The 23,755-nt window shown below is 65.9% G+C and carries 21 protein-coding genes; 18 read left to right on the forward strand and 3 right to left on the reverse strand.

Features of this window, described 5'->3' with window-relative positions; genetic code table 11:
• The first annotated feature begins 66 nt into the window (after nt 1–66).
• The 3 genes from H4W01_RS17610 (at nt 67) to H4W01_RS17620 (ending at nt 5,071) form a co-directional block, all read left to right on the forward strand.
• Nucleotides 67–903, forward strand: a complete 837-nt coding sequence (locus tag H4W01_RS17610) for a helix-turn-helix transcriptional regulator (RefSeq protein WP_209612673.1) — start codon at nt 67–69, stop codon at nt 901–903.
• Nucleotides 904–1,111: 208 nt separating this feature from the next.
• Nucleotides 1,112–3,403, forward strand: a complete 2,292-nt coding sequence (locus H4W01_RS17615) for a TonB-dependent receptor (protein WP_209612674.1) — start codon at nt 1,112–1,114, stop codon at nt 3,401–3,403.
• A gap of 63 nt (nt 3,404–3,466) precedes the next feature.
• Nucleotides 3,467–5,071 carry an AMP-binding protein gene (locus tag H4W01_RS17620; RefSeq protein ID WP_209612675.1) on the forward strand — a complete coding sequence of 535 codons (1,605 nt, stop codon included), beginning with the start codon at nt 3,467–3,469 and terminating at the stop codon, nt 5,069–5,071.
• Nucleotides 5,072–5,112: 41 nt separating this feature from the next.
• Here the strand turns inward: H4W01_RS17620 and H4W01_RS17625 are convergent, their stop codons facing one another.
• Both H4W01_RS17625 and H4W01_RS17630 read right to left on the reverse strand, forming a co-directional pair.
• Nucleotides 5,113–6,759 carry a carboxylesterase/lipase family protein gene (locus tag H4W01_RS17625; protein WP_209612676.1) on the reverse strand — a complete coding sequence of 549 codons (1,647 nt, stop codon included), beginning with the start codon at nt 6,757–6,759 and terminating at the stop codon, nt 5,113–5,115.
• Complete coding sequence (locus H4W01_RS17630; protein WP_209612677.1) at nt 6,756–8,069, reverse strand: spinster family MFS transporter; 1,314 nt, start codon at nt 8,067–8,069, stop codon at nt 6,756–6,758. The genes H4W01_RS17625 and H4W01_RS17630 overlap by 4 nt, the downstream gene beginning before the upstream one ends.
• Nucleotides 8,070–8,268: 199 nt before the next feature.
• On the opposite strand from H4W01_RS17630, the gene H4W01_RS17635 reads away from it, so the two are divergent.
• The gene (locus H4W01_RS17635; protein ID WP_010405374.1) at nt 8,269–8,880 is read left to right on the forward strand and encodes a TetR family transcriptional regulator; all 612 of its coding nucleotides are present in this window, start codon (nt 8,269–8,271) and stop codon (nt 8,878–8,880) included.
• 94 nt (nt 8,881–8,974) lie between these two features.
• Nucleotides 8,975–9,868 carry an SDR family NAD(P)-dependent oxidoreductase gene (locus H4W01_RS17640; protein ID WP_010405375.1) on the forward strand — a complete coding sequence of 298 codons (894 nt, stop codon included), beginning with the start codon at nt 8,975–8,977 and terminating at the stop codon, nt 9,866–9,868.
• A gap of 199 nt (nt 9,869–10,067) precedes the next feature.
• On the opposite strand, the gene H4W01_RS17645 is transcribed toward H4W01_RS17640, so the two are convergent.
• Nucleotides 10,068–10,877 (reverse strand): flagellin N-terminal helical domain-containing protein, encoded by an 810-nt coding sequence (locus H4W01_RS17645; RefSeq protein ID WP_010405376.1) that lies wholly within the window; start codon nt 10,875–10,877, stop codon nt 10,068–10,070.
• 254 nt (nt 10,878–11,131) lie between these two features.
• On the opposite strand from H4W01_RS17645, the gene H4W01_RS17650 reads away from it, so the two are divergent.
• The 13 genes from H4W01_RS17650 (at nt 11,132) to fliP (ending at nt 23,731) form a co-directional block, all read left to right on the forward strand.
• On the forward strand, nt 11,132–12,400 hold the full coding sequence (locus H4W01_RS17650) for a sigma-54 interaction domain-containing protein (protein ID WP_209612678.1): 1,269 nt from the start codon (nt 11,132–11,134) through the stop codon (nt 12,398–12,400).
• Nucleotides 12,397–12,759, forward strand: coding sequence for a flagellar hook-basal body complex protein FliE (fliE, locus tag H4W01_RS17655; RefSeq protein WP_010405378.1), 363 nt, complete (start codon nt 12,397–12,399; stop codon nt 12,757–12,759). Before H4W01_RS17650 ends, fliE begins: the two co-directional genes overlap by 4 nt.
• Nucleotides 12,760–12,764: 5 nt before the next feature.
• Nucleotides 12,765–14,504: a flagellar basal-body MS-ring/collar protein FliF gene (gene fliF / locus H4W01_RS17660; RefSeq protein WP_209612679.1), complete on the forward strand. Its 1,740-nt coding sequence runs from the start codon at nt 12,765–12,767 to the stop codon at nt 14,502–14,504.
• Entirely contained in the window at nt 14,501–15,508 is a 1,008-nt protein-coding gene (gene fliG, locus H4W01_RS17665) for a flagellar motor switch protein FliG (protein ID WP_010405381.1), read from the forward strand. The genes fliF and fliG overlap by 4 nt, the downstream gene beginning before the upstream one ends.
• Nucleotides 15,501–16,256, forward strand: coding sequence for a FliH/SctL family protein (locus tag H4W01_RS17670; RefSeq protein ID WP_209612680.1), 756 nt, complete (start codon nt 15,501–15,503; stop codon nt 16,254–16,256). The genes fliG and H4W01_RS17670 overlap by 8 nt, the downstream gene beginning before the upstream one ends.
• 118 nt (nt 16,257–16,374) lie before the next feature.
• Complete coding sequence (locus H4W01_RS17675) at nt 16,375–17,703, forward strand: FliI/YscN family ATPase (RefSeq protein ID WP_010405385.1); 1,329 nt, start codon at nt 16,375–16,377, stop codon at nt 17,701–17,703.
• On the forward strand, nt 17,696–18,121 hold the full coding sequence (locus tag H4W01_RS17680; RefSeq protein WP_209612681.1) for a hypothetical protein: 426 nt from the start codon (nt 17,696–17,698) through the stop codon (nt 18,119–18,121). Before H4W01_RS17675 ends, H4W01_RS17680 begins: the two co-directional genes overlap by 8 nt.
• A 51-nt stretch (nt 18,122–18,172) precedes the next feature.
• Complete coding sequence (locus H4W01_RS17685) at nt 18,173–20,746, forward strand: flagellar hook-length control protein FliK (RefSeq protein ID WP_209612682.1); 2,574 nt, start codon at nt 18,173–18,175, stop codon at nt 20,744–20,746.
• Between the two features lie 18 nt (nt 20,747–20,764).
• Complete coding sequence (locus H4W01_RS17690; RefSeq protein ID WP_126849251.1) at nt 20,765–21,355, forward strand: flagellar basal body-associated FliL family protein; 591 nt, start codon at nt 20,765–20,767, stop codon at nt 21,353–21,355.
• A gap of 3 nt (nt 21,356–21,358) precedes the next feature.
• On the forward strand, nt 21,359–22,327 hold the full coding sequence (locus H4W01_RS17695) for a flagellar motor switch protein FliM (protein WP_209612683.1): 969 nt from the start codon (nt 21,359–21,361) through the stop codon (nt 22,325–22,327).
• Complete coding sequence (gene fliN / locus H4W01_RS17700) at nt 22,324–22,614, forward strand: flagellar motor switch protein FliN (RefSeq protein WP_010405391.1); 291 nt, start codon at nt 22,324–22,326, stop codon at nt 22,612–22,614. The genes H4W01_RS17695 and fliN overlap by 4 nt, the downstream gene beginning before the upstream one ends.
• Before the next feature lie 5 nt (nt 22,615–22,619).
• Nucleotides 22,620–22,880, forward strand: a complete 261-nt coding sequence (locus tag H4W01_RS17705) for a flagellar biosynthetic protein FliO (RefSeq protein ID WP_209612684.1) — start codon at nt 22,620–22,622, stop codon at nt 22,878–22,880.
• Complete coding sequence (gene fliP, locus H4W01_RS17710; protein ID WP_209612685.1) at nt 22,877–23,731, forward strand: flagellar type III secretion system pore protein FliP; 855 nt, start codon at nt 22,877–22,879, stop codon at nt 23,729–23,731. The genes H4W01_RS17705 and fliP overlap by 4 nt, the downstream gene beginning before the upstream one ends.
• Nucleotides 23,732–23,755 lie beyond the last annotated feature (24 nt).

The raw sequence follows: 23,755 nt of genomic DNA on the forward strand, positions 1-23,755 counted from the left end.
TCGTCGCGCTTCATACCGTATTAAAGTAGGGACGGTATCAGGGTATAACACCTAACAGGATTGCGCATGGCAAGCGACGCGCCCTCTCTGCTCGGAGCGTATCTTCGGGATCGCCGCACACGCCTCGACCCGGTGGCACTGGGATTCGGCGGCGGGCGACGGCGCACGCCGGGGTTGCGCCGCGAAGAGGTGGCCAGCCGGGCGAATATCAGCGCGACCTGGTACACATGGCTCGAGCAGGGGCGCGGGGGCGCGCCGTCGGCCGATGTGCTCGACCGAATCGCCAAGGGGCTCTTGCTGACCGAACCGGAGCGCGAGCATCTCTACATGCTCGGCCTCGGCCGCCCGCCGGAAGCGCGCTACCAGCCGGTCGACGGCATCTCGCCGCGGCTCCAGCGGGTGCTGGACGGGATGGTGCTCAGTCCCGCGATCATCAAGACCGCGATGTGGGATGTCGTTGGGTGGAACCGCGGCGCTGCTCTGATGCTCACCGACTATGCCAAGCTGCCGCGCGAGCAGCGCAACATCCTTCGCCTGATGTTCAACAGCCACCACGTCCGCGCCCGCAATGCGGATTGGGACGGTATCGCCCGCTTTGTTGTCGGTGCCTTTCGCGCCGACGTAGCGCGCGCAGGGGCCAATGACAGCGCCGCCGTCACCCAATTGGTGACGGAGTTGTGTCGGGTCAGCCCGGAATTCGAAGCGCTGTGGCAAGACAATGATGTCGCCGCGCACGGCGAAGGGGTGAAGCGCATCCATCATCCGACCGCTGGACCGCTTGCGATGGAGTTCTCGTCCTTCGCAGTCGAAGGGCGGCCCGAGCTCGGAATGATTGTCTATAACCCCGCCTCGCCAGCGGATGCCGAGCGCCTCCGCACCTTGCTCGAATCCAGGGACGACTGATTAGGCGCGGGCGATCCTGGCCCGTGTGTTGAGGGTTCGCAGGGTCGAGGCCGCGCCCGGCTTCGGAGACCGCTTCACCGCGCCCGCCCGTCAAATCGCACTTTCGTTAACTCTACAGAGAATGAATGTTGCACTAAGGCAAAAACTCAGGCATCGCATCACCATCGCGCCGCAGAGCGCGTCAGGATGAGGATGGGGAAGTCTTCTTATGAAAAGCTGTGCTTGGTTGCTGAGCGCGTCGGCGCTGGCCTTCACCTCGAGTGGCGCGGCAATCGCGCAAACGGTACCGGCCCCGGTGGGGACCGCGACAACGGCGGAAGCGCCCGGCGATAGCAGCCAGGATATCGTCGTCACCGCGCTGCGCCGCAACGACAAGCTGTCGCAGACGCCGATCGCTGCGTCGGTGCTGTCCGGGGCGGATCTTGCCAATAAGGGCGTCGTCAATATCGACGCGCTGCAATTTGCGGTGCCGAGCGTCGTCGTCAACAATTTCGGCCAGGGGCTGGAGTTCAACATTCGCGGCATCGGCAAGGCCGAGCATAATTCGCAGACCACCACCGGCGTCATCACCTATCGCGACGGCGTGCCGACCTTTCCGGGCTATTTCCAGGAAGAGCCCTATTTCGACATCGCCAACATCCAGATTCTGCGCGGGCCGCAGGGCACGTCGGTCGGGCAGAATTCCACGGGCGGCGCGGTGTTTGCCAACACCAATGATCCGATCATCGGCGGCGGCTCGCACGGCTATCTCGCTGCGAGCTACGGCAATTATAACGATCTGAACGGGCAGGGCGCGGTCAATTTGCCGATCAGCGACACCTTCGCCGCGCGCGTTGCCTTTTCGGGCGAGCGGCGAGACGGCTTCTACCACATTACCGGACCCGGCGGCGCGGCCTATACCGGCAATAACGGCAGCGTACGCTCGATCGCGGGGCGGATCAGCTTCCTGTGGAAACCGACCGATCGCCTGTCGATCCTGTCCAAGACCGATCTCGATTATCTCGACATGGGGGCCTATCCGGCCGACCCGTTCACCAATCGCTCCAAGACGCTGACACTGGCGGGCGGCACCATCGCCAACCCCAATTACCGCGACCTGTTCGATATCACCGCCAACATGCCGCAGGAGGCGCGCGACAAGTTCGTCCGCACCGTGCTCAAGATCGATTACCAATTTGCCGGTGGGGTCAAGTTCCGCTCGATCAGCGGCTTCCAGACCGGCAACACGCTGTACCGCGCCGATCTCGACGGCACCAACGCGACCGCGAATGTCGCCGCCACGCCGACTACGCCCGCGCAGAAAAATTACATCTTCTTCGACACCACCACCGAAACGCAGTTCAGCCAGGAATTCAACCTCATCTCACCCGATAACCAGCGGTTCACCTGGTTGGTCGGCGCGTTCGGGCTGTGGAATACCTATTTCTGGCTGCCGCCCTACCAATTCGTGATCGACGCGCCCGGTGCCGGGCAGCCGCTCGGCACCACCGCCGGGCAATATACACTGCAAGGGCGCAACCCCGAGCGCTCGCTCGCGGTGTTCGGCCAGGTCGGCTTCAAGATCACGCCGCGGCTCACGGTTGATCTGGGCGGGCGCTACACCGCCAGCCAATCGACCAACCATGTCGACATCAACCAGAACGGGCTGCTGCTGCGCGACGACCAGCAGATCAAATCGAACAATTTCTCGTACAAGGCATCGCTCGGCTGGGTGATCGACCCTAACAACTATCTCTACGGCTTCGTCGCAACCGGCTTCCGCCCGGGCGGGATCAACGTGCCGGTGGGGTCAGGACTGGCCACGCCGCCATTCCAGCCCGAAAAGGTGCGTTCGTATGAAGCCGGCTGGAAGGCGAATTTCGCCGGCGGCCGCATCCACACGACGATCGACGCCTTCTACAACGACTATGAAAATTTCCAGGTGATCGTGGGGTATCCGACGCTGCCGGTGTTCGGCTTCGAGATCAACGTCCCCGGCACGACCAAGATCTATGGCTTCGAAGCCGAGGCCGATTTCAAGCTGGGGAGCTTCACCTTCGACGCCGGGATCAACGCCTTGCACAGTGAGTTGGCGCAGTTCTACGCGCTCGACACGCGCACCGGCGGATCGTTCGCGCCGTGTTCGCCAACCACCGGCCCCGCCACCGCGACCTGCCTCAACTTAAAGGGGCGCGAGCAGACCTACGCGCCCAACCTCACCTTTAACCTTGGTGCCTCGTACGAACATCGTTTCGCGAGCGGCGACACGCTGACCCCGCGCGTCAATTTCGGGCATATCGCGGCGCAATGGGCAACGCTGTTCGAGAATGCAGCGCAGGGCGATCGGCTCGGCGAGCGCAACATTCTCGGAGCGCAGGTGGCGTTCCAGCACAAGAGCTGGACCGTCACCGCTTATGGCACCAATTTGACCGACCAGCATTATGTCGCGGCGCTCAACAGCGGCCTCGATTTCGCCGGGCCGCCACGCCAGTACGGCGTCAAGGTGCTCAAAACGTTCTGACCTGTACCGCCTGGCCGTCGCCTGTGCAGGCGGCGGCCCTTACCCGCGAGTTTCGAAAGCACCATGCAAACATACGGCCTGACCGTCGATAAGTTCCTGGATCATGCCGCACAGTGGTTCGGTGATACGCAGATCGTAGAGGCCGATGCCGGGCAGGCGGTCCGACGGATCGGCTATGGTGCCTTGCGCCTGCGGAGCAACCGCCTGTCGGGGGCGCTGCGCACGCTGGGCCTGGGGTTCGGCGACCGGATCGGGACGCTGGCCTGGAACACCCAGGCGCATCTCGAAACCTATTACGCCGCGATGGGCATCGGGCTTGTATGCCATACGCTCAACCCACGGCTGACGCCCGCGCATCTCGCGGCGATGATCAACGAAGCCGAGGACCGTGTCATCGTCGTCGCGGCGGATCTGCTGCCGGTGTTGCGCGACGTCCTTGCCGACTGTCCCGAGGTCGCGCATGTGGTGGTAATCGACGCTCCCCTGCCGCAGGGCTCCCCGATCGGCACGCATCCGGCGCGGCTTTGGGCCTATGACGATCTGCTGGAACGGCATGGTGCCGAAACGCTGTGGGGCGACTTTGCGGAGACCGTCGCTGCAGGGCTGTGCTACACCTCGGGCACGACCGGACGACCCAAGGGTGTCGTCTACACCCACCGTTCCAACTATCTTCACACGCTGCGCGCGCTGCAGGCGGATGCGATGGCACTGACCGCGCGCGATGTGCTGCTGCTCGGCGTACCGATGTTTCACGCAAACGGCTGGGGCCTCCCGTTCGCCGCGCCGGGGGCGGGCACCAAGCTCGTCCTGCCCGGGCGGATGCTCGACGGCGCGAGTCTCGCGCGCGTGATGCGCGACGAGCGCGTGACCATCGCGGTCGGCGTGCAGACCGTGTGGCTTGGGCTGGTCGATCACCTCGAACGCACGGGCGAAACGCTGCCCGACCTTGAGCGTGTCCTGATCGGCGGATCGAGCTGTCCCGAAGCGCTGATCCGCCGGATCGAAGAGCGTCTGGGCGTGCATGTCCAGACGAGTTGGGGGATGACCGAATTGTCGCCGACCGGCACGATATCGCCGCCTTATCCGACCGCGCAGAGCCGCGGCGCGTCGGGCCGCCCCCCGCTTGGCGTCGAGTTGAAGATGACCGATGCAGCGGGGGTAACGCTCGCGCGCCAGCGCGGCACGCTCGGTCATCTCAAGGTGCGCGGGGCGAGCGTGCTCGACCGTTATTTCAAGGCGCAGAGCGACGCGCTCGACGAAGAGGGATTTTTCGACACAGGCGACCTCGCGATGATCGATGGCGAGGGCAATCTTACGATCTGCGGTCGCGCCAAGGATTTGATCAAATCGGGCGGGGAATGGATCAACCCGAACGAGATCGAGGCGCTGGTCGGGATGCACCCGGCGGTGCGGCACGTCGCGGTGATCGCGCGCGCCGACGAGCGATGGGGCGAACGCCCCGTGCTGATCGTCGAGACGGCGGAGGCGGACGTAACGCCCGCTACGCTGATCGCGCTGTTGCGCGGCAAGGTCGCCGATTTCTGGATTCCCGACCAGGTCGCGCAAATCGAAGCCATGCCGCTCGCCGCGACCGGCAAGATCGACAAGCTGCGGCTTAATGCCGAGCTTGCCGCGGGGACCATCCCGCTAACCAAGGTAGCGCGGTAGCGAGGCGCGCAGCCTCCCAAGGGGGGGCTGCGCCGGCACGCTCAAGGACATTCCGCGCTCGCCGCCGGAAGCTTCGGTGCGGCCAGCCCGACGTTCCAGTTCCATCCGATCTTGCCGGTCGCCTTGTGGCGGCACATCACCGTTTCGTTGAGCGCAAACATGCCGGGCATCAGCTTGGTTTCGACCAGCGGCACGTCGGCGAAGTGAAGATAGCTTTCGCCGCTGCCGAACGCGGGCCACGCCGGTGCCTGTGCCGCGACCGGCTGGCCGCCCTGCGCGAAGCTCGCCCAATAGTCCGCCATCGCGTCGGACAGCGCGCGGTTCACCGGCACATCCTCGACGCGCGGCCAACGCGGCGGGGTGCGATCGAAGGTGCCGAACACGAAGGGCAATTCGCTGGCATGGAATGCGTGCAGCCCGGCATCGTCAGCGGCGCGATAGCCGTGATCGAACAGATAGAGATAGGCCGATTGCCCGATCGCGGTTTGCGTGCGCGCCAGGCGCTCTGCGGTCCAGCCGTAGAGCGCGTCGCGCGTCGTCGCCAGAATGCTCTGCTTATAGTCGGCCGCAGGATACAATCGCAGGAACGCATCGGCGAGATCGCCATAGCGATCGCGAATGCCTTTTTCATAATCGGCGGCCGTCGCCGGAGCCTTGGGCGCAAGCACCGTCAGCGAACGGATTTCGCCCTGATTGAACCCGACCAGCAGCGGCACCGCTGCCTGTCGGCCCGCGGCGAAGGCCGAGACCATCTGCTCGGGCAGCACGCGCCCGTCGACCGTGCCCCAGGGGCCATAGCCCATGCCCGCCGCAGCATTGGTCAGCGTCTGCGCATCGATGCCGCGCAGCGCCCCCATGTCGGGTGCCTGCAGTGCAGCGGCCAGCATTTGCCCCGCCCCCTCGCCCGAGGGCGCTCCGTACACCGCCTTGCGGAGTTCGGGCATCGAGATCATGTAGCCGCTCTCGACAATCGCCCGAGAGAAGAGGCCGCGCGCCAGCGGCGATTCGAGCAAGTACATCACGCTCAGCCCGCCAGCAGATTCGCCCGCGATCGTCACCCTGGCCGGATCCCCGCCGAAAGCCGAGATATTGGCCTTCACCCATTGCAGCGCCGCAATCTGGTCGAGCAGGCCGTAATTGCCCGACACATGCTGCGCCGATTCTGCGCTCAGGCCGGGATGGGCCAGCCAGCCGAGCACGCCCAGCCGATAGTTGATCGACACGACGATCACCCCGCGCTCGGCAAGACGCTTGCCGTCATACACCGGGTCACGGCTCGATCCGCCCACCAGCGCGCCGCCGTGGATCCAGAGAAACACCGGTGCCTTATCCGCCTTGGCGGGCGTCCAGATGTTGAGCGTCAGGCAATCCTCGCTCACCGGCATCGGATCGCCGCTATAGATTGACGACGGCGTCTTGCTCTGTGGCTGGACGCAGGCGGGCCCGAACGCGGTGGCGGGGCGGACGCCTTGCCAGCGCGGCAGCGCTACGGGGGGCCGCCAGCGCAGCGATTGCACCGGCGGCGTTGCATAGGGAATGCCCCGGAACACGCGGATCGACCCGTCGACTTGCCCCTGCACCGCCCCCGCCGGGGCGGCGACGATGGGCGCGGTCTCGCCCGCGCGCGTCGCGGCAGGAAGCGCCAGCGCAAGGGCAGCAAGAACTTTGAAACGGCGAAACGCGATCATGCGGCAACCTTTCCGACGAAACCGCTCCGGCGCAGGACGCGACCGAGCCACAGAAACAAGGCGATAGCGACCAGATAGGCGGGTGCCAGCGTGTACAGGGCGACCTGCAGCGCGTGCGCCACGCCGCGCGCAGCGAAATAATCGCTCGCCGCGCCGACATAGGTGGGCCCCAGCCCGAGCCCGATGAAGTTCATCACCAGCAACAGCAAGGCCCCGGACAGAACACGCTGGTCGGGGCGCACCTCTTCCTGCACCAGCGCGACCGACGCCGAGAGATAGAAATAGTTGAGCAACATCACCACGGTGAGCAACATCAACGCGAGCGGCCAGGTCGGAGCCCAGACGAACGCGACGTAGAAGGGCAGCGCGATCGCCAGTGATACCGCCGGCCCGATCGCATAGACTTGCCGCGATCGCTTGATCAGGCGGTCGATCACACGCCCCGAGATCAGCATCCCACCGCCCATGCCGAGCGCCACCGCGATCGCATACCACACCGCGATTTCCGTCAGGGTCATGCCCTTTTCGCGGATCAGGAACAGCACCGCGAAATTGCCGAGCCCATAGGTCACGAATTGCGTCGCGCCACTGCCGATCGACACGAGCAGCAATACGGGATTGGTGAAGAACGCCCCGACCGTCCGCCAGAAGGGCAGCGCGTCGGCGGGCCGGGTCGTTGCCGCATCGTCCAGGGCACCGCGGACTGGCTCGCGGATCAGCAGCCGCACCGCGATCGCGGTCACCACCCCGATCCCACCGATGGCGATAAAGGCATAGCGCCAGTCGAACGCCGCCGCGATCGATGCGCCGAACGCAATGCCGATTGCCGCTCCGATCGGTGGCCCGAGATTGTAGATGCTAAGCGCGGTCCCGCGCGTGCCGGGCGGAAACGTGTCGGTGATGATCGCATAAGATGGCGGCACCCCGCCCGCCTCGCCAAACCCAACCGTCATCCGCGCGATCACCAATTGCGGGAAGGTCGCCGCCAGCCCGCAAGCGATGGTCGCCCCGCTCCAGATCGCACAGGCGAGCGCAACCACGCTCACGCGATTGGTCCGGTCGGCGAACCAGCCAACGGGGATCGCGATGAAGCAGTAGAAGAAGGCGAAATACAGCCCGCCAATCAGCCCCAACTGCCCGTCGGTGATGTGCAGCGTGTCCTGAATCGGCTTGGCCAGGATCCCGAGCAGTTGGCGGTCGAGAAAGTTCAGGACATAGACGAACGTCAGCGTGACAAGGACGATGCCCCGTCGCCGTGCGGCCGCAGCGGTGTTCGGCCGAACGCGCGGCTCCGCTGCCAGAATATCCATGCGACCTCTCCGTCGGCGTGCGTCTTATCGTTGAGGGCATCATGTGGGCGACACTTCGCGCTGTCAACTCTCACTCTCACGCGTGTGAATGATTGATCGCGCCTTGACGCCCGGCGTGGAGGCTGAAAGGACGGTCCTCGTGAGCGAAGAGACGAAACAGGTACGGCGACCGCGCAGGGCCGAACAACGCGCCGAGACGATGGAGCTGATCCTCGATACGGCGGAAGAGCTGTTCTCGCAGCACGGCCTATATGGCGTAACGCTGAAAGAGGTCGCCAAGCGCGTCGGGGTCCATCACACGCTGCTCAATTACTATTTCGCCGACAAGAAAGCGCTGTTTGATGCCGTCTTCTCGCGGCGTGCCGTGGTTACGAGCGAGCGGCGCATGAAGGCACTGGCCGATTATGAAGCGGCCTGTGGCGGCAAGCCGACGGTGGAGGGCGCATTGCACGCGTTCCTCGATACCGACCTCGATTTGTATATCGAGGGAGGCGAAGGCTGGCGGAACTATGCCAAGCTCGGCGCGCAGGTCGCCAATACGCCGGAATGGGGGGCCGAATTGATGGACACGCATTTCGACCCGGTCGTGCTGCGGCTGATCGAACTGTTGAAGCGCGCCTTGCCCGATTGCGACGAGCGCAAGATTTTCTGGGGATATCACTTCGTGACCGGCTCGCTGATGCTGACGCTCGCGCGGACCGGGCGGATCGACAAACTCTCGGGCGGGATCAGCCGCTCGGACGATTTCGTCGCGGTCAAGGAACATATGGCCAAGTTCATGGCCGGCGGTTTCCTGGCAATTTGCCGCTAAGCGGCCACGCCTACCCCGTTTTCTGACAATTCACTAACTCTCTTGAGAGTGATTTTATCTGCGGCTATGCAGAGCAAAATCATAGGAGGGTTGGATGTCATTGCAGGACCGAGTTGCGATCGTGACGGGTGCCGGCGGCGGGCTCGGGCGGGAGCACGCGCGCTATCTCGCGCGGCACGGCGCGCGCGTCGTCGTCAACGATGTTTCAATCGAGGCGGCCGAGAGCGTCGCTGCGGCGATCGTGGCCGAGGGCGGCGATGCGATCGGTATCGGGGCCTCGGTGACCGAGCCCGACGCGGTCGCCGCGATGGCGGAAACGGTGATGCAGCGCTGGGGGCGGATCGACATTCTGATCAACAATGCCGGCATATTGCGCGACAAGAGCTTCACCAAGATGAGCCTCGACGATTTCCGGCTGGTCGTTGACGTGCATCTAATGGGTGCCGCGATCTGCACCAAAGCCGTTTGGGAGACGATGCGCGCGCAGCGTTACGGGCGGATCGTGATGACGACCTCATCTTCCGGACTGTACGGCAATTTCGGCCAGGCAAATTACGGTGCGGCGAAAATGGCGCTGGTTGGTCTGATGCAGACGCTGGCGATTGAAGGGGAGAAATACGGTATTCGGGTGAATTGCCTCGCCCCGACCGCTGCGACGCAAATGACTCGCGGCGTGCTCTCCGATGAGAGCCTGGCGCTGCTTGATCCGGCCTTTGTCAGCCCCGGGCTGTTGGCGTTGACCGGGGAGGAAGCCCCCACGCGCACCATCCTGTGCGCCGGAGCCGGGCATTTTGCGACCGCGCACGTCACGCTGTCGCAAGGCCTGTACATCGGCACGCGCGATACGGCCGGAGCGCAACTGGTAGAGGACTGGGCGGCGGTTGCGAACCGCGCGGGAGAAGTGGTGCCGGCCTATGGCTTCATCCAAGCCGAACGCGAGTTGGCAAGTGCGGGTGGAGAGGTCGGCGTCCGCGCAACGCTTCGGTGATGGCGCAGCGCTTAACCGGAGCTGGTAGAGTTCCCCACCGCCAGCGCTAGCGTCGCGTTCGTCCGACACCCCGACACCAAAAACCCCGGCGACCCTGCTGGATCGCCGGGGTTTTCGTTGGACCGTCCCGCGCGTACGCAAGAGATCCCGGTCGGCCCCGACACCCGTATAGGGGGTCGGGTGCCAGGGCCGGTCCGTCTTAGCCGAGCAGCTTCAGCACGCCCTGCTGCGACTGGTTCGCCTGAGCGAGCAGTGCGGTCGAGGCCTGGCTGAGGATCTGCGCCTTGGCGAGGCTGGTCGTCTCGGTCGAGAAGTCGACGTCTTCGATGCGGCTGCGGGCGTCGGTCAGATTGGCGACGTTGGTCGTCAGGTTGTTGACCACCGAGCTTAGGCGGCTTTGGCCCGCACCCAGCGTTGCCCGCGTCGTGTTGACAGCCGCCAGCGCGGTGTCGAGCGCACCGAGCGCAGTGGTCGCACCGGCTGCGGTCGAAATGTCCGAACCGGTCACGCCGGACAGATCCAGGCCGCCAACGGCGAGCGAAACCGTGTCGGTTGCCGACGAACCCGTCTGGATTTTCACCGTGGCTGCAGTGGTGCCGAGCAGCGACACGCCGTTGAAGTTGGTCTTGCTCTGAATGTCGCTCAGCTGACCGGTCAGCTGCGTAACTTCGGCCTGCAAGTTGGTACGATCGCCCGCTGCATAGGTGCCCGATGCCGACTGAACGGCAAGCTCACGAACGCGCTGCAGGATGTTGGTGACTTCGCCGAGCGCGCCGTCTGCGGTCTGCGAGAGCGCGATGCCGTCATTGGCGTTGCGGATCGCCTGATTCTGACCCTTGATCTGCGAGGTCAGCGAGGAAGCGATGGCGAGGCCAGCCGCGTCGTCCTTGGCCGAGTTGATGCGCTTGCCGGTCGACAGACGCTCGATGCTGGTTGCCAGCGCAGCGCTGGCGGTGTTCGACGCATTGGTCGCGCGCAGTGCGGCGACGTTGGTTCCGATAACAGTCATGATGTGTCTCCATCGTGGTTCGGCAATCCCGCCGCCCCCTATCGGAGAGCCGAGCCGCCATCACAGGTAACGACCGGTCGCGGCAGGGATTAAGCACTTTTGCAAACCACGCGCTTTTGTCCGCACCGACACCCTTGTGCACAATGTTGCGGCGACGGCCGATTGCCGCCGGAAAAATATTGCCGCTTTGCAACGTCCTTAACGGGTCGTTTACCACGGGTAGGGCATTCCCTGGATTGACCAGGGGGAATTTCATGCGATCCATCATCCCATCCGCCGCGATCCTTCGCCAGCATTATGCGCTGGTTTCGACCTTGCGCGCGCAAGGCTTTGCGATCGGCAGCTTCGAAGACGGCAAGCTGCGCAGCGGCGACCTGTATCTGGTCGCGGACGGCGAAACGCCGCCCGCTGCTGCGCGAACGGTCGTGATCGGCACCGAGGGGCGTTGCATCGTGCCCTCGCGTGACGGCCATCCGGCGCGCATCGCGTTTTCCGGTGCGGATGCGGCGGTTGGCGCGGGCTTCGTCCGCGCATTGCTCGCCGAGCCCGAAATGCCGACGGCCGCCGACCCTGAAAGCCTGGCGCTCCACGCGCTCGCCGATCGCGTTGCCGCCGCCGACATCACCGTCCTGATCAACGGCCCGACCGGCACCGGCAAGGAAGTGCTGGCGCGCTCGATCCATCTGAAATCGGCGCGTGCCGCCGGGCCGTTCGTCGCGATCAATTGCGCCGCCTTGCCGGAGACGATGCTGGAGGCATTGCTGTTCGGCCATCAGAAGGGCGCGTTCACGGGCGCGTCGTCGGGCGGCGAAGGCTTTTTCCGCGCCGCGCACGGCGGCACGCTGCTGCTCGACGAAATCGCCGAACTGCCGCTGCAACTGCAGGCCAAGCTGCTGCGCGCGCTGCAGGAACGCGAGATAGTCCCGATCGGCGCGACCACGCCGCAGGCGATCGACGTGCGCGTCATCGCTTGCGCCAATCGCGATCTGCAGGATGAAGTCGCGGCCGGCCGCTTCCGCGCCGATCTTTATTACCGCCTCTCGGTCTTCCCGCTCACCACCAAGCCGCTCGCCGATCGTCCGCAGGATGTGCCCGCGCTCGCCGCAACGCTGATCCTGCGCCATGCCGGCAATCGCATGACGATCCCCTGGCCTGACCAGTCGGCGATCGATCTGCTGATCCGCCACGATTGGCCGGGCAATGTCCGCGAGCTGGAAAACGTCGTGCAGCGCGCGTTGCTGTTCGCCGGTGGCGACACGATTTCGGCCGAACACATTGTGTTCGATCGCCCCGCCGCGCGCGCCGCCAACGACCAGCCGGGGCAGCCCGCGACGCTTGGCAACATCGTCCAGATGCACGAATTCCAGGCGATCCGCGAAACGCTCGCGGCGTGCAACGGCAGCCGCACCGAAACCGCCAAGCGGCTTGGCATCTCGGAGCGTACGCTGCGCTACCGCCTCGCCAAGGCGCGCGAACAGGGCGATGACATCGTGCCCGCCACCAACCGGACGGCCTGGGCATGAGCATCGACGGCATTGGCGGTGGCGGCGCGATGGGCGTCGACCGGGTGATGGCGCTGCGCGCGCAGATCCTCGAACGCAACCAGGCGCTGGCCCGGGCTGGCACCACATCGGGAGCCGCCCCGGCGGCTGCGGCCAAGCCCGCGAGCTTCGCCGCGACCATGGAAGACGCGCTGAAGAGCGTGAACCAGGGCCAGGTCGAGGCCGGCAAGCTGTCCGAAGCCTATGAACGCGGCGAGACGATCGACATCGCCAAGGTGATGATGGCGCGTCAGCAAGCCTCGGTCGGGTTCGAAGCGACGCTGCAAGTCCGCAACAAACTGTTGTCCGCATACAAGGACATTATGAGCATGCCGGTCTAAGATAGATGAGCAACGCCCTCACCCCCGCCCCGCAGTCCGGTGTCGCCGCCCTGGTGCCCGAACGCTTCGCCAACCCCTTGCAGCAAATCCAGGGTCTGCTGGCGCAGCCAGCCGTCCGCCGCAGCTTGCCGATGGTACTGCTCGTCGGCTTGATCGCCGCTGCCGCGCTCGCCTGGATGATGCTTGCAACGCCGACGCAAAAGACGCTGTTCTCCGGCCTTGCCGATAGCGACAAGGCGTCGGTGACGGCCGCCTTGCAACAGGCCAACATCACCTCGCGGATTGACCCCGGCACCGGCGCGCTGACGGTTGCGGAAGACGATTATTCGCGCGCGCGCATTCTGCTTGCAGGGCAAGGCCTGCCCAAGGCTGCGCCCGGCGGATATCAAATCCTCGACAATCTTCCGATGGGCGTGTCGCGCGCCGTCGAAGGCGAACGCCTGCGCCAGGCACGCGAGACCGAACTCGCCCGGTCGATCCAGGAGATCGATGCCGTTGCCGAAGCCCGCGTCCACCTCGCCACGCCCGAACAATCGGTGTTCGTGCGCGACAATGCCGCGCCGTCCGCCTCGGTGATCGTCAAGCTACAACCGGGCCGTTCGCTCGGCGACGCGCAAGTGTCCTCGATCGTCAACCTCGTCGCCTCCTCGGTGCCGGGCATGAAGCCCGAAGGCGTCACCATCGTCGACCAGATGGGGGGGTTGCTCACCAAGGGTGCCAACCAAAGCCAGCTCGGCATCGCCAGCGACGAACGCATCGCCTTTCAGCGCCGGGTCGAAGAAAAGTACCGCGCCCAGGTCGTGCAATTGCTCACCCCGCTGATTGGTGCCGGCAATTTCACCGCCGAAATCCAGGCCGATGTCGACTTGAACGAAACCCAGGCGACGCGCGAAAGCTATGACAAGCAAGGCGCGCTCCGCGTCGAACAGGGCCAGTGGACCGGCAACGGCAAGGACGCGCAAGCCCCCGGCGGCATTCCGGGCGCGCTGTCCAACACGCCGCCGCCCGCATCCACCCTGTCCGCCCCGCAGCCCGCCGCGACGCCGACCCCGGCACCGCCCGCAGGCTCGGGCGTATCGACCCCCGGTGCCGCTGCACCGGTGGTGGCGGCCGCTGCCGGAGCGGTCAGCGATGCGATGAAGGCGAGCGACCAATATTCGCGCGCTTATGATCTAGGGAAAGAAGTGTCGGTCAGCCGCACCGCGCCCGGCACGATCACGCGGCTGTCGGTCGCGGTGCTGCTGCGCGACCCCGAAACCGGCAAGCCGCGCGGCACCATGGAGATCCAGCAAGTCACCCAGCTCGTCCAGACGGCGGTGGGCTTCAACCCCAGCCGGGGCGACCGCGTCACCGTGATCAGCCGCAAATTCGCTGGCGGAACCGCGCTGGACGACAAGCAGCCCTGGTATGAAGCAGGCTGGCTGCCGGTGGTCGCGCGCAACGCAACGGCACTGGTGATCGCCTTGCTAGTCTTGTTCCTGGGCGTCCGCCCGCTCGCCAAGAGCTTGATGAAGAAGGACCCCGAACCGGTCGCGCCGCAGGACCGCCCGGCGCTCGGTCGCGATCTGCTGAGCGAAGCGCAGGGTGGCGGACAAGCTCCGCCGCCGCCGAGCGACCAGCCCGTCAGCATCGACGCGCTGGAAAGCGCCCGCAACTATGACGATCGCATCGGCATGGTGCGCGGCTTCACCCGCGACAATCCGGCGCGCGCCGCGCTCGCCGTTCGGGACATGATCAAGTCATGAACGCTCCCATGCGCACCTTTACCGGCGTCGAACGTGCCGCCGTGTTGATGATGCTGGTCGGCGAGGAAGAAGCCGCCGCGATCCTGCAGAAGCTCGACCCCGAAGAAGTGCGGCAGCTTGGCAAGGCGATGTTTGCGGTCGCCGATGTCAGCGAAGTCGAGGTCGAATATGCGCTCGACGATTTCGTCGGTAAGGCACGCGAGCGCACCGCGATCGGCTTCGACCCGCGTCCGCGAATCGAGGCGGTGATGACGCGCGCGTTGGGCCAGGAAAAGGCTGACAGCGTGCTCGCGCGGATCGTCCCCGCTGAAGATGCGTGCCAGCTCGATTTGCTCGACTGGCTCGACGCCAGCGAAATCGCCGCGATGATCGAGAAGGAACATCCGCAGATCGCCGCCGTGCTGATCGCCAATCTGGAACCGAGCGTCGGCGCACAAGTGCTCGAACTGATGCCCGATGCGGCACAGCCCGACATCCTGCACCGGCTTGCGCGGCTGGGGCCGATCACGCCCGAAGCGGTCGAAACGCTGCGCACGATGCTCGCCAACCGCGCCGGGGCCGCACAGGCATCGGCCGGGGTGACGCTCGGCGGCACGCGCGATGCCGCCAAGATCCTGTCGAGCGGTCGCAAGGCGACCGAACTGCGCGTGATGCCGAAATTGTTCAAGATCGACCGCGACGTCGCCAAGGCGATCGAGGAAGCGATGTTCGTGTTCGAAAACCTGCTCGAACTTGATGACAAGAATCTGGGCACGCTCATCCGCAACATCGACAGCGACATCCTCACCCGCGCGCTCAAGGGCGTGGACGAAAGCATTCGCGGGCGCTTCCTCGGCTGCATGTCGAGCCGCGCCGCCGACGGCATTCGCGACGAGATGGAGGCGCGCGGACCGATGAAGCTGAGCGAAGTGCTCGACGCGCAGAAGGTGATCATCCAGATCGCACGCAACCTCGCCAAGGACGGCACCATCCAGATGGGCGCAGGCGAAGACGATTATGTCTGAATTCACCGCCGGATTTTCCGCGCGCAGCCAGGGTGTGGCCGAAGCGCTGCAGGCCGCCTTCGCGCCGCGGGTCGCGGGCTTCGCCGCCGCCGATTTGCGCGAGCGCGCCGAGCGCGGGCCGGTTTCCTTCTCCCCGCACGGCAGCGAGGGCGAACGCCCGCGGCATTTCTCGCCCGCCGCCCCCGGCACCAATCCGACCGCAGGCTGGGATCCGTTCGATGCCAACCCGGCCCCGCCGACAACGCCCTTTGTCGACCCGGTCGCAGTCGCGCATGAAGCGGGCTATGCGATCGGCTATGTCGAAGGCGGCGACGCCGCGCGCGCCGAAATGACCGCGCTGGCGGAGCGCGACCGCGTCCTGCTCGAATCGCTCAGCCAGGCGCTGCAATCGAACGACCGGATCGACCGGGAAGCGGTTGCGCGTCGCTTGCGCGAGACCGTGCTGTTCCTGGTCACGCGGCTGGTCGGCGAAGCCGGCATTTCGTCCGACCGGCTGGCCCAGCGGATCGAAGCCGCCGCCGACTTGCTGACCGATGTTACCGAATCGGCGATGCTGCGGGTTCACCCCGACGATGTCGCCTTGCTCGAGGGCAAATTGCCCCGCCAGATCTTCGCGGTCGGCGATGCCAGCGTGGCGCGGGGATCGTTCGTGCTCGAAAGCGCGTCGACCATCGTCGAGGACGGACCGGACTTGTGGCTCGAACAATTGGCGCAAGCGATCGATCATGTCGCGGTGCCCGGGGCATGACCGCCCTGCACACCGTTCGCCCTGAGCCTGTCGAAGGGCCGTCGTTTGTAGCACCGCCGCATGTGGGGCGAGAGGTGCTTCGACAGGCTCGGCACCAACGGAACACCAAGAGCATGCCATGCTGAACCGCTTCACCGGCGACTATCTCGACGCGCTCGGCCTGCCCGATTTCGCGCCGCGACCCAAGGTATCCGGGCGCTTGGCGTCGTTTGACGGGCTGCTGATGGAGGCCGTCGGGCTGACACTACCGGTCGGCACGGTGTGCCAGGTCGGTGACCGGCAATCTGGTGTCGAAGCCGAAGTGATCGGTTTCCGCAATGGCCGCACCTTGTTAATGAACCTCGGCGGCCCGGCGGCCTTGCTCCCGCAAGCGCCGGTACGCCCGCTCGGACCTCCGGGCGAGGCTGAGGTCGGGGCGGCGCTGCTCGGTCGCGTGGTCGATGGCGCGGGCAAGCCGATCGACGGGCTGGGGCCGATCCGCGGTGCGGCGCGCTGGCCGCTTGCGGGCAAATTGCAATCGCCGCTCGACCGGGGTCGCGTGCTGCACCCGCTCGATGTCGGCGTGCGCGCGATCAATGGTTTGCTCACCGTTGGCCAAGGGCAGCGCATCGGCATCATGGCCGGTTCGGGCGTCGGCAAATCGGTGCTGCTCGGCATGATCGTGCGCGCGGCACAAGCGGATGTTATCGTCATCGGCCTGATCGGCGAACGCAGCCGCGAAGTCGCCGACTTCCTCGAAACCAAGGTGGCGGGCGAAGCGCGCAAGCGCGCCGTCGTCATCGCGGTGCCCGCCAACCATTCGCCTGTGTTGCGCATTCGCGGTGCGCTGCGGACCCACGCCATTGCCGAGGCGTTCCGCGCCGAGGGCAAGAAGGTGCTGCTGATCATGGATTCGCTCACCCGCGTGGCGCATGCCGGGCGCGAAATCGGCCTGGCGCTGGGCGAACCGGCCAGCGCGCGCGGCTATCCGCCCTCCGCAATCGCGATGCTGCCCAATCTGATCGAACGCGCCGGCACCGACGTTGCCTCGGGCGGGTCGATCACCGCCATCTATACCGTGCTCGCCGATGGCGATGACGGCAACGATCCCGTGGTCGACAGCGCGCGCTCGATCCTCGATGGGCATATCGTGCTCAACCGCGCGCTGGCCGAGCGCGGCGTATATCCGGCGATCGACATCGGCCCCTCGGTCAGCCGCGTGATGAACGACATTGTCGACAAGCCGCACCAAATGGCCGCGCGCGTGCTGCGCCGTCACCTCGCCACCTATGAGGAAAATCGCGATCTGGTGCTGATGGGGGCGTATCGCTCGGGTGCCGATCCGGCGATCGACGCCGCCATCGCCTGCCATCCGGCGGTGCTCGAATATATCAAGCAGGACCCCGACGAGATGGTCTCGCTGCCCGATGCCGCCGCCGAGCTGATCGGCGTGTTCGGCGATGGCTAAGCCCTCCAAGCTCGACCGCATTTTGCGGGTGCGTACGCTCCAGCTTGGCCTGGTCCAGGCCGAGGAAGCGCGCGCGCACGATCGCGCCGCCAGCGAACAAATGCTCAGGTCGCGCATTGCGCAGCTCACCGCGAACGTCTCACCGACACCGGCGGCGGCCCCCGTTGCGGGCTTTTCGCTGGTCGCCGCAGCGCATTTTCGCGAGCGCCTCCACCAATCGGCCGAAGCCGCCGACGGCCGCTTGCGTGCGGCCCAGGCAACCGCTGCGCGCGCTAGCGAAGCGACGCGCGAGGCTCGCCGCGACCAAAGCGCGATCGAGAAATTGATCGCCCGCGCCGATGCCGAGGCCGTGGTCAAAGCGATCCGCGCGATGGAAGCCGCACCGCCAACGCGCAAAATTCGGCACGATCCTTGCTGAAGCTCTGACGACGTCGATCGGAAGCTGCGAATCGACCCCGTTGGAGCCTGCATGATCGATCTGTTGCCCCTATCGTCTGCGCCATCCGCCCCCGGCCACGGACACGCCCCCGGCCGCAGGGGCGGCACGTCCGGCCATTTCGAGAAGACGCTCGGCGCGGTGGTTGAGGCGCGCGATACGACGACGGCAGCCGCGTTGGCCCCGGCGGCGATTGCCCGGCAAGCGGTTGCCGTGGGTGGCAAGGGCTTGCCCCAAGTCGTCCCCGCCAAAGCCGTCGCGGCCGACGGAAACGGAACCGTAGCCGTCCAAAACCCGGTCCCGTCTCCCGCTGATCCGACGATCCCGGCCTTCCCCTTGGCGACTGCATCCAAAGCCGCGCAGCCGGTCCAGGACCCTGCCGCAACGCTGCCAGAAAGGCCCGCGCCAAACGTGGTGCCGCAAGCGGATTATCGTGACCCCGAATCCGTATCCGCTAAGATCAACGCTGACGGCATATCCCTTGCCACGGGACCGACCGGGGCGGCACCGATCGCTTTTCCGACGGTCGCGACACCGACGCCGTTCGCGGTGCCTGCGGCGCTGCAAAGCGGGACTGGTAAAGACGCCCGCGCACCGACGACACCTGTGGCGACCACCAATCCCTTGCTCGTGGCGGCCGGGAACACTGGGGTGCCCTTTCGGTCTGCGGGCACCACAACCGCTCTGATCGCACCGGCAACGCCCGGCTGGCGCGACAAAGCGCAAGATCTCAGGACGGGCGCGTCCTCCGCCGCAATGGCCTTGGCAAATGCGCCCGCACAAACGACTGCCCCGCAGGCCGATATCGGCGAGGAAGGCCCGCCGCAGCCCGCGCTTGCGCAGCGCGGAGAGTTGCTCGCGCCGACAATTGCAGCACTTAGCTCCGGTGGCCTTGACGCGGTCATCGCCAACGCGACGCCACAGCGACCGGGCACGGTCACGACGTCGCAAACGCGGACGAACGAGGACGGTCTAACGTTGCTGCCGACGTCGTCCTTTACGGTCGGCAATGCGGATAGCCAGGCGTCGCCCGTCGCGACGATAGGGGCTTCGGCGGCCAGTGCCCAAGCGGCATCGATTGGGCCGCGCGTCCAGACGCTGGCGGCCTTTCTAAACGGGCGTGACGCCACGGTGGCACCCCCGACACTTGCAGCCGCGGTCTCACCGAAAGCAGCACGCTCCGCGGACCACCAGAGCAAAGCCGTACGCGTCGACGCGCAAGACGTGACACCAGCATCCCTGGCCAATCTGGCGTCACCCTTGGTTGCGCCCACGATCGCCCCTGCTCCTGTCGCTGTTACCGTGGCTGATCCCAATGCAGCGGCATCGCCTACGGTGACGACCATTGCCTCGCTTGCTGCGGCTCAGCGCCCGGTTTCGATCACAACGCTCGAGTCGGCATCGACGTCCATCGCGACGGCCGCTCCATCGCCGCGCGCAACGCCGGGCCGCATAGCGACGCCAGAGACCGCAGAGACGGCAAACGACGGCACCGAGACACCCAGCCCTGCACCGCCAGGGCGCACACCTGCTGCCAAGCCGGATGCGATCCTACAGTCCCTGCGCGCGCCGCTCGGCGGCATGCTCGCAGCGCAGCCCCCAGGCGCGCCGACCGGTTTGGAGACTCAGCCATTGTCGATCACGCTGCCGGATTCGAGTTCGGTTGCCACGACTGGCCAGCCCAAACCGCCGCAACCCGCAATCGTGGCGACGGCCCCCGAGCGATCCCCTCTGCCAGCGGCCCCTGCGCAAGCGGTAGCCTCTCTGCCTATTCCAACCCCGACAACCGTAGCCGCGTCGCCATTGCCGCAGCCGCTGCGCGTTTCGGATGCCATAGCCCCTGTCGGACAAGCCGCCGCAGCGTCCGCACCGGCAGCGCCGCTCCCGATCGTTGCCGCATCGAGCCCGAGCGCGCTACCTACATCCGCGCCATTGGCTGCACCCACGCCAGGGGTAGACCGTTCTGATACGCCAAGCTGGGTCGCCCAGCGCGACGCCGCCGTGCCAACCATCACCGTGAGCACGACTCCGCAGCCGGCCGGTCAAGTCTTCGCGGCGGCAATCGCGGCGGCGACGTCATGGCGCAGCAAGCCTGCGCTCCCGGGTCAAGGCGACGCCGCACTACTGGCCGCCGCGCTCAGCACCGCACCAGCCGCCAATCTACCCGATCAAACCGCCGTGGCGGCGACCGGAAGCACCAACGCGGCACCGCTCGACCTGCGGCAGGATCCGGGCTTGCAGCGCATGATCGATCACATCGAAACGCTCCGCGACGATGCCAATGCGCATGACACGCGCATCAAGCTTTCGCCCGACGCGCTGGGGAGCGTCGACGTCGCCGTGCGGCAGGAGGGCGACCGCGTCCACGTTCGCTTCACCACCGAACATGAAGCCACCCGCGCGCTGATTGCCGAGGCGCAGCCGCGCTTGACCGAACTGGCCTCCGCGCGCGGCGTTCGCATCGGCGATACCAGCGTGACCGCCGATAGCGCGGGCGGCGGCAACGGTGCCGCCCCGCAGCCGCGCCCAACGCCGCAACCTTCGCGAACGCCGCCCCGCGCGCGCTCCGACGCCACTGACGATCCCGTCGACCACCGCCTAGCTTGAAGATGAAGGACAGTATCCATGAGTGACGCCCCCAAGGAAACGCCCAAGAAGAAGGGTGGCATGATGAAGATCCTGCTGCTCATCGTCGGCGGGCTGGTGCTCATCGGCGGCAGCGTCGGCGGCGCGGTGTTCGCCATGCACGCCGGGCTGCTTGGCGGCAGCAAGGCCGCACCCGAGCCAACCGGCCCACGGCTGGTCCCCAAGGCCGAGCAGAAGCGCGTCGGCACCGGTGAGGGTGCCGAGGGAGCCAAAGGCGGCACCAAGCCACCGATCGGCGTTGGCGGCGACAAATATGCCTCGAATTACTACGCCATGGACAAGGAGTTCACCTCCAACCTGCAGGACAGCGTCCATTTCGTGCAGGTCGGGGTCGCCGTCTCCACGCCCTATGACGATTCGGTGATCGAGAACATCAAGACCAACGAAATCGCGGTGCGATCGGCCATCCTGATGGCGCTCGGCGACACCACCGAGGAGCAGGTCTTCACCAGCGATGGCAAGAAGGTTTTGCAGCGTCGCATCGCCAAAGCGATCAACGATACGCTCAAGGAAAAAGAAGGCTTTGGAGGCGTCGGTAACGTTTACTTTACCAATTTCGTTGTTCAGTGAGGCATGGTTAACGAAGGCCTTCACAGCGCGAGCGACAGGCGGGAGCGGCCCCGGCGGACAGCAGAGCATGTCACGCTGGGGACGGCCAACCTCAACCCGTTCGGCGACCTGCATACGGTGCAGCATTTGTCCGCGCGGCTCGCGCGCGGCGTGCGCGCCGTGTTCGAGCCGTTGCTGCGCCGCGAGTGCCGCACCTGGGCCGAGCCGCTGGTGGTGCAGCGCCTGGCCGATTACCGGGTCGAACGCCCCGACGGGCTGACCGCATGGCTGCCAATGGCGATGACGGCGGCAGGGGCACCCGCAGCCGGACAAGCGCTGGCGGTGCTCGACGGGCGTTTCGTGATGGAATTGCTCGATCTGTTTTTTGGCGGCACCGGAGCGGCACCCGCCACCTTGCCCGCCGAATTCACCCCCGCCGCCGAGGCGATGATCGCCCAGCTCGGCCGGATGCTGGCCGAGCCGATGCGCGCCGCATGGGAGCCGCTCGCCCGGATCGAGTTCACGCCCGGCCGGGTCGAAGCGAACCCCGCACTGATTACCGATCTCGACGCCGATGACGCCGTCGTCATCACGCGCTTCGGGATTGCCTCGGGGACCGCCAAGCCCGTGTTTCTCGACCTGCTCTATCCGGTCACCGCGTTGAAGCCGCACGGCCCGTCCCTGACCGGCAAGGTGCATGGCAAGACCGCCGAGCCTGATCCGGCCTGGCGCACCGGCCTCACCCGCGCGGTGATGGACGTGCGCTTCCCGATCCGGTCCGTGCTGGCGGAACCGATGGTGTCGCTGAGCTTGCTGATGGAGCTGAAGGCGGGTGACGTGATCCCGATTTCGGTCGGCGGCGACGTGCCGGTGATGGTCGGGCGCGACCGGCTCGGCGCGGGCACGGTCGGCACATCGAACGGCAAGGCCGCGATCAAGCTCACGCATATTTCCTACGACCTAGACCGTGCTTTCGGGGGTGAATTGCAATGACCGACTTGAGTGGCGGATTCCCCGTCGATGCCAGCCTGGCCGCCAATTTCCGGCTGCTGCAGGACGTCGATGTCAAGCTGACGGTCGAGATCGGCTCGACCTCGCTCACGTTGCGCGAATTGCTCGCGCTTGGCGAAAGCAGCGTGATCGAGCTCGACCGACAGGCCAATGAACTGCTCGATGTGCTGGTCAACGGCACGCTGATCGGGCGCGGCGAAGTGGTGATGGTCGGCGACAGCTTCGGCGTGCGCATGACCGAATTGGTCAGCCCCGAGAAGCGGGCCTGATCGTCATGATGTGGTCCTATATCCTCAAGCTCGTCGTGCTGCTGCCGCTGGTGTGCGGCCTGATGATCGGGTGCCTTTATGCCTGGCGTCGGCTGGAATCGCGGCTGCCGGGTCAGCCCGCCAACCGGCTGCTCAAGGTCACCGAAACCATGATGATCTCGCCTAGCGTCCGGCTGGCGGTGATTGATTTCGAGGGGCGCAAGCTGCTCGTCTCGGTCAGCCGCACTGGCGTCGCCTTGATCGATCGCGGTGGAGACGCACGATGAGCGTCAAGGTCATTCGCAAAGGCTGCGGCCCGGCGCTGATCAAGCCATCGGTGGCGCGCGCGCTGCCGTGGGGCAAGCTGGCGCTGATGCTGCTGGGCGTGGTGTTCGCGATCCTGGTTGCGCACCCGGCCTTCGCCCAGGCCGCCCCGATCGCCGTGCCGACCCCCGGAGCCGGCGACGCCGCCGATCGCGCGTTGAAGGATCTTGGCGGTGGCAATGCGCCGATGGCGCTGAGCTTGCAGATCCTGATCGTGATGGGGCTGCTGACGATCCTGCCCGGCATCCTGCTGATGATGACCAGCTTCACGCGCATCATCATCGTGCTGGCGATCGTGCGCCAGGCGATGGGCCTGCAGCAAACCCCGCCCAACCAGGTGCTGATCGGCCTGTCGCTGTTCCTGTCTTTCTTCGTGATGGCGCCGACGATCACCCAGATCAACGCTACCGCGATCCAGCCTTATGCCGAGAGCAAGATCGGCGCGACCGACATGATCAAGGCGGCCGCGATCCCGCTGCACACCTTCATGACCAAGCAGACGCGCAAGAAGGACATCACCATGTTCGCCGGCATCGCCAAGAGCGGGCCGTACAAGCAAGCGAACGACATTCCCTTTTCGGTACTACTGCCCGCCTTTGTCACCAGCGAGTTGAAGACCGCGTTCCAGATCGGTTTCCTGGTGTTCCTGCCGTTCATCGTCATCGATCTGGTGGTCGCGACCGTGCTGATGTCGCTCGGCATGATGATGCTGTCGCCGACGATCATCTCGATGCCGTTCAAGCTGCTGCTGTTCGTGCTGGTCGATGGCTGGGCGCTGACGATGGGCAGCCTTGCCAATTCGTTCGTGAATTGACGCGATGCGCAGCACACAACCGTT

The sequence above is a fragment of the Sphingomonas sp. PL20 genome (genome assembly GCF_017875905.1).
Taxonomy (GTDB): domain Bacteria; phylum Pseudomonadota; class Alphaproteobacteria; order Sphingomonadales; family Sphingomonadaceae; genus Sphingomonas; species Sphingomonas echinoides.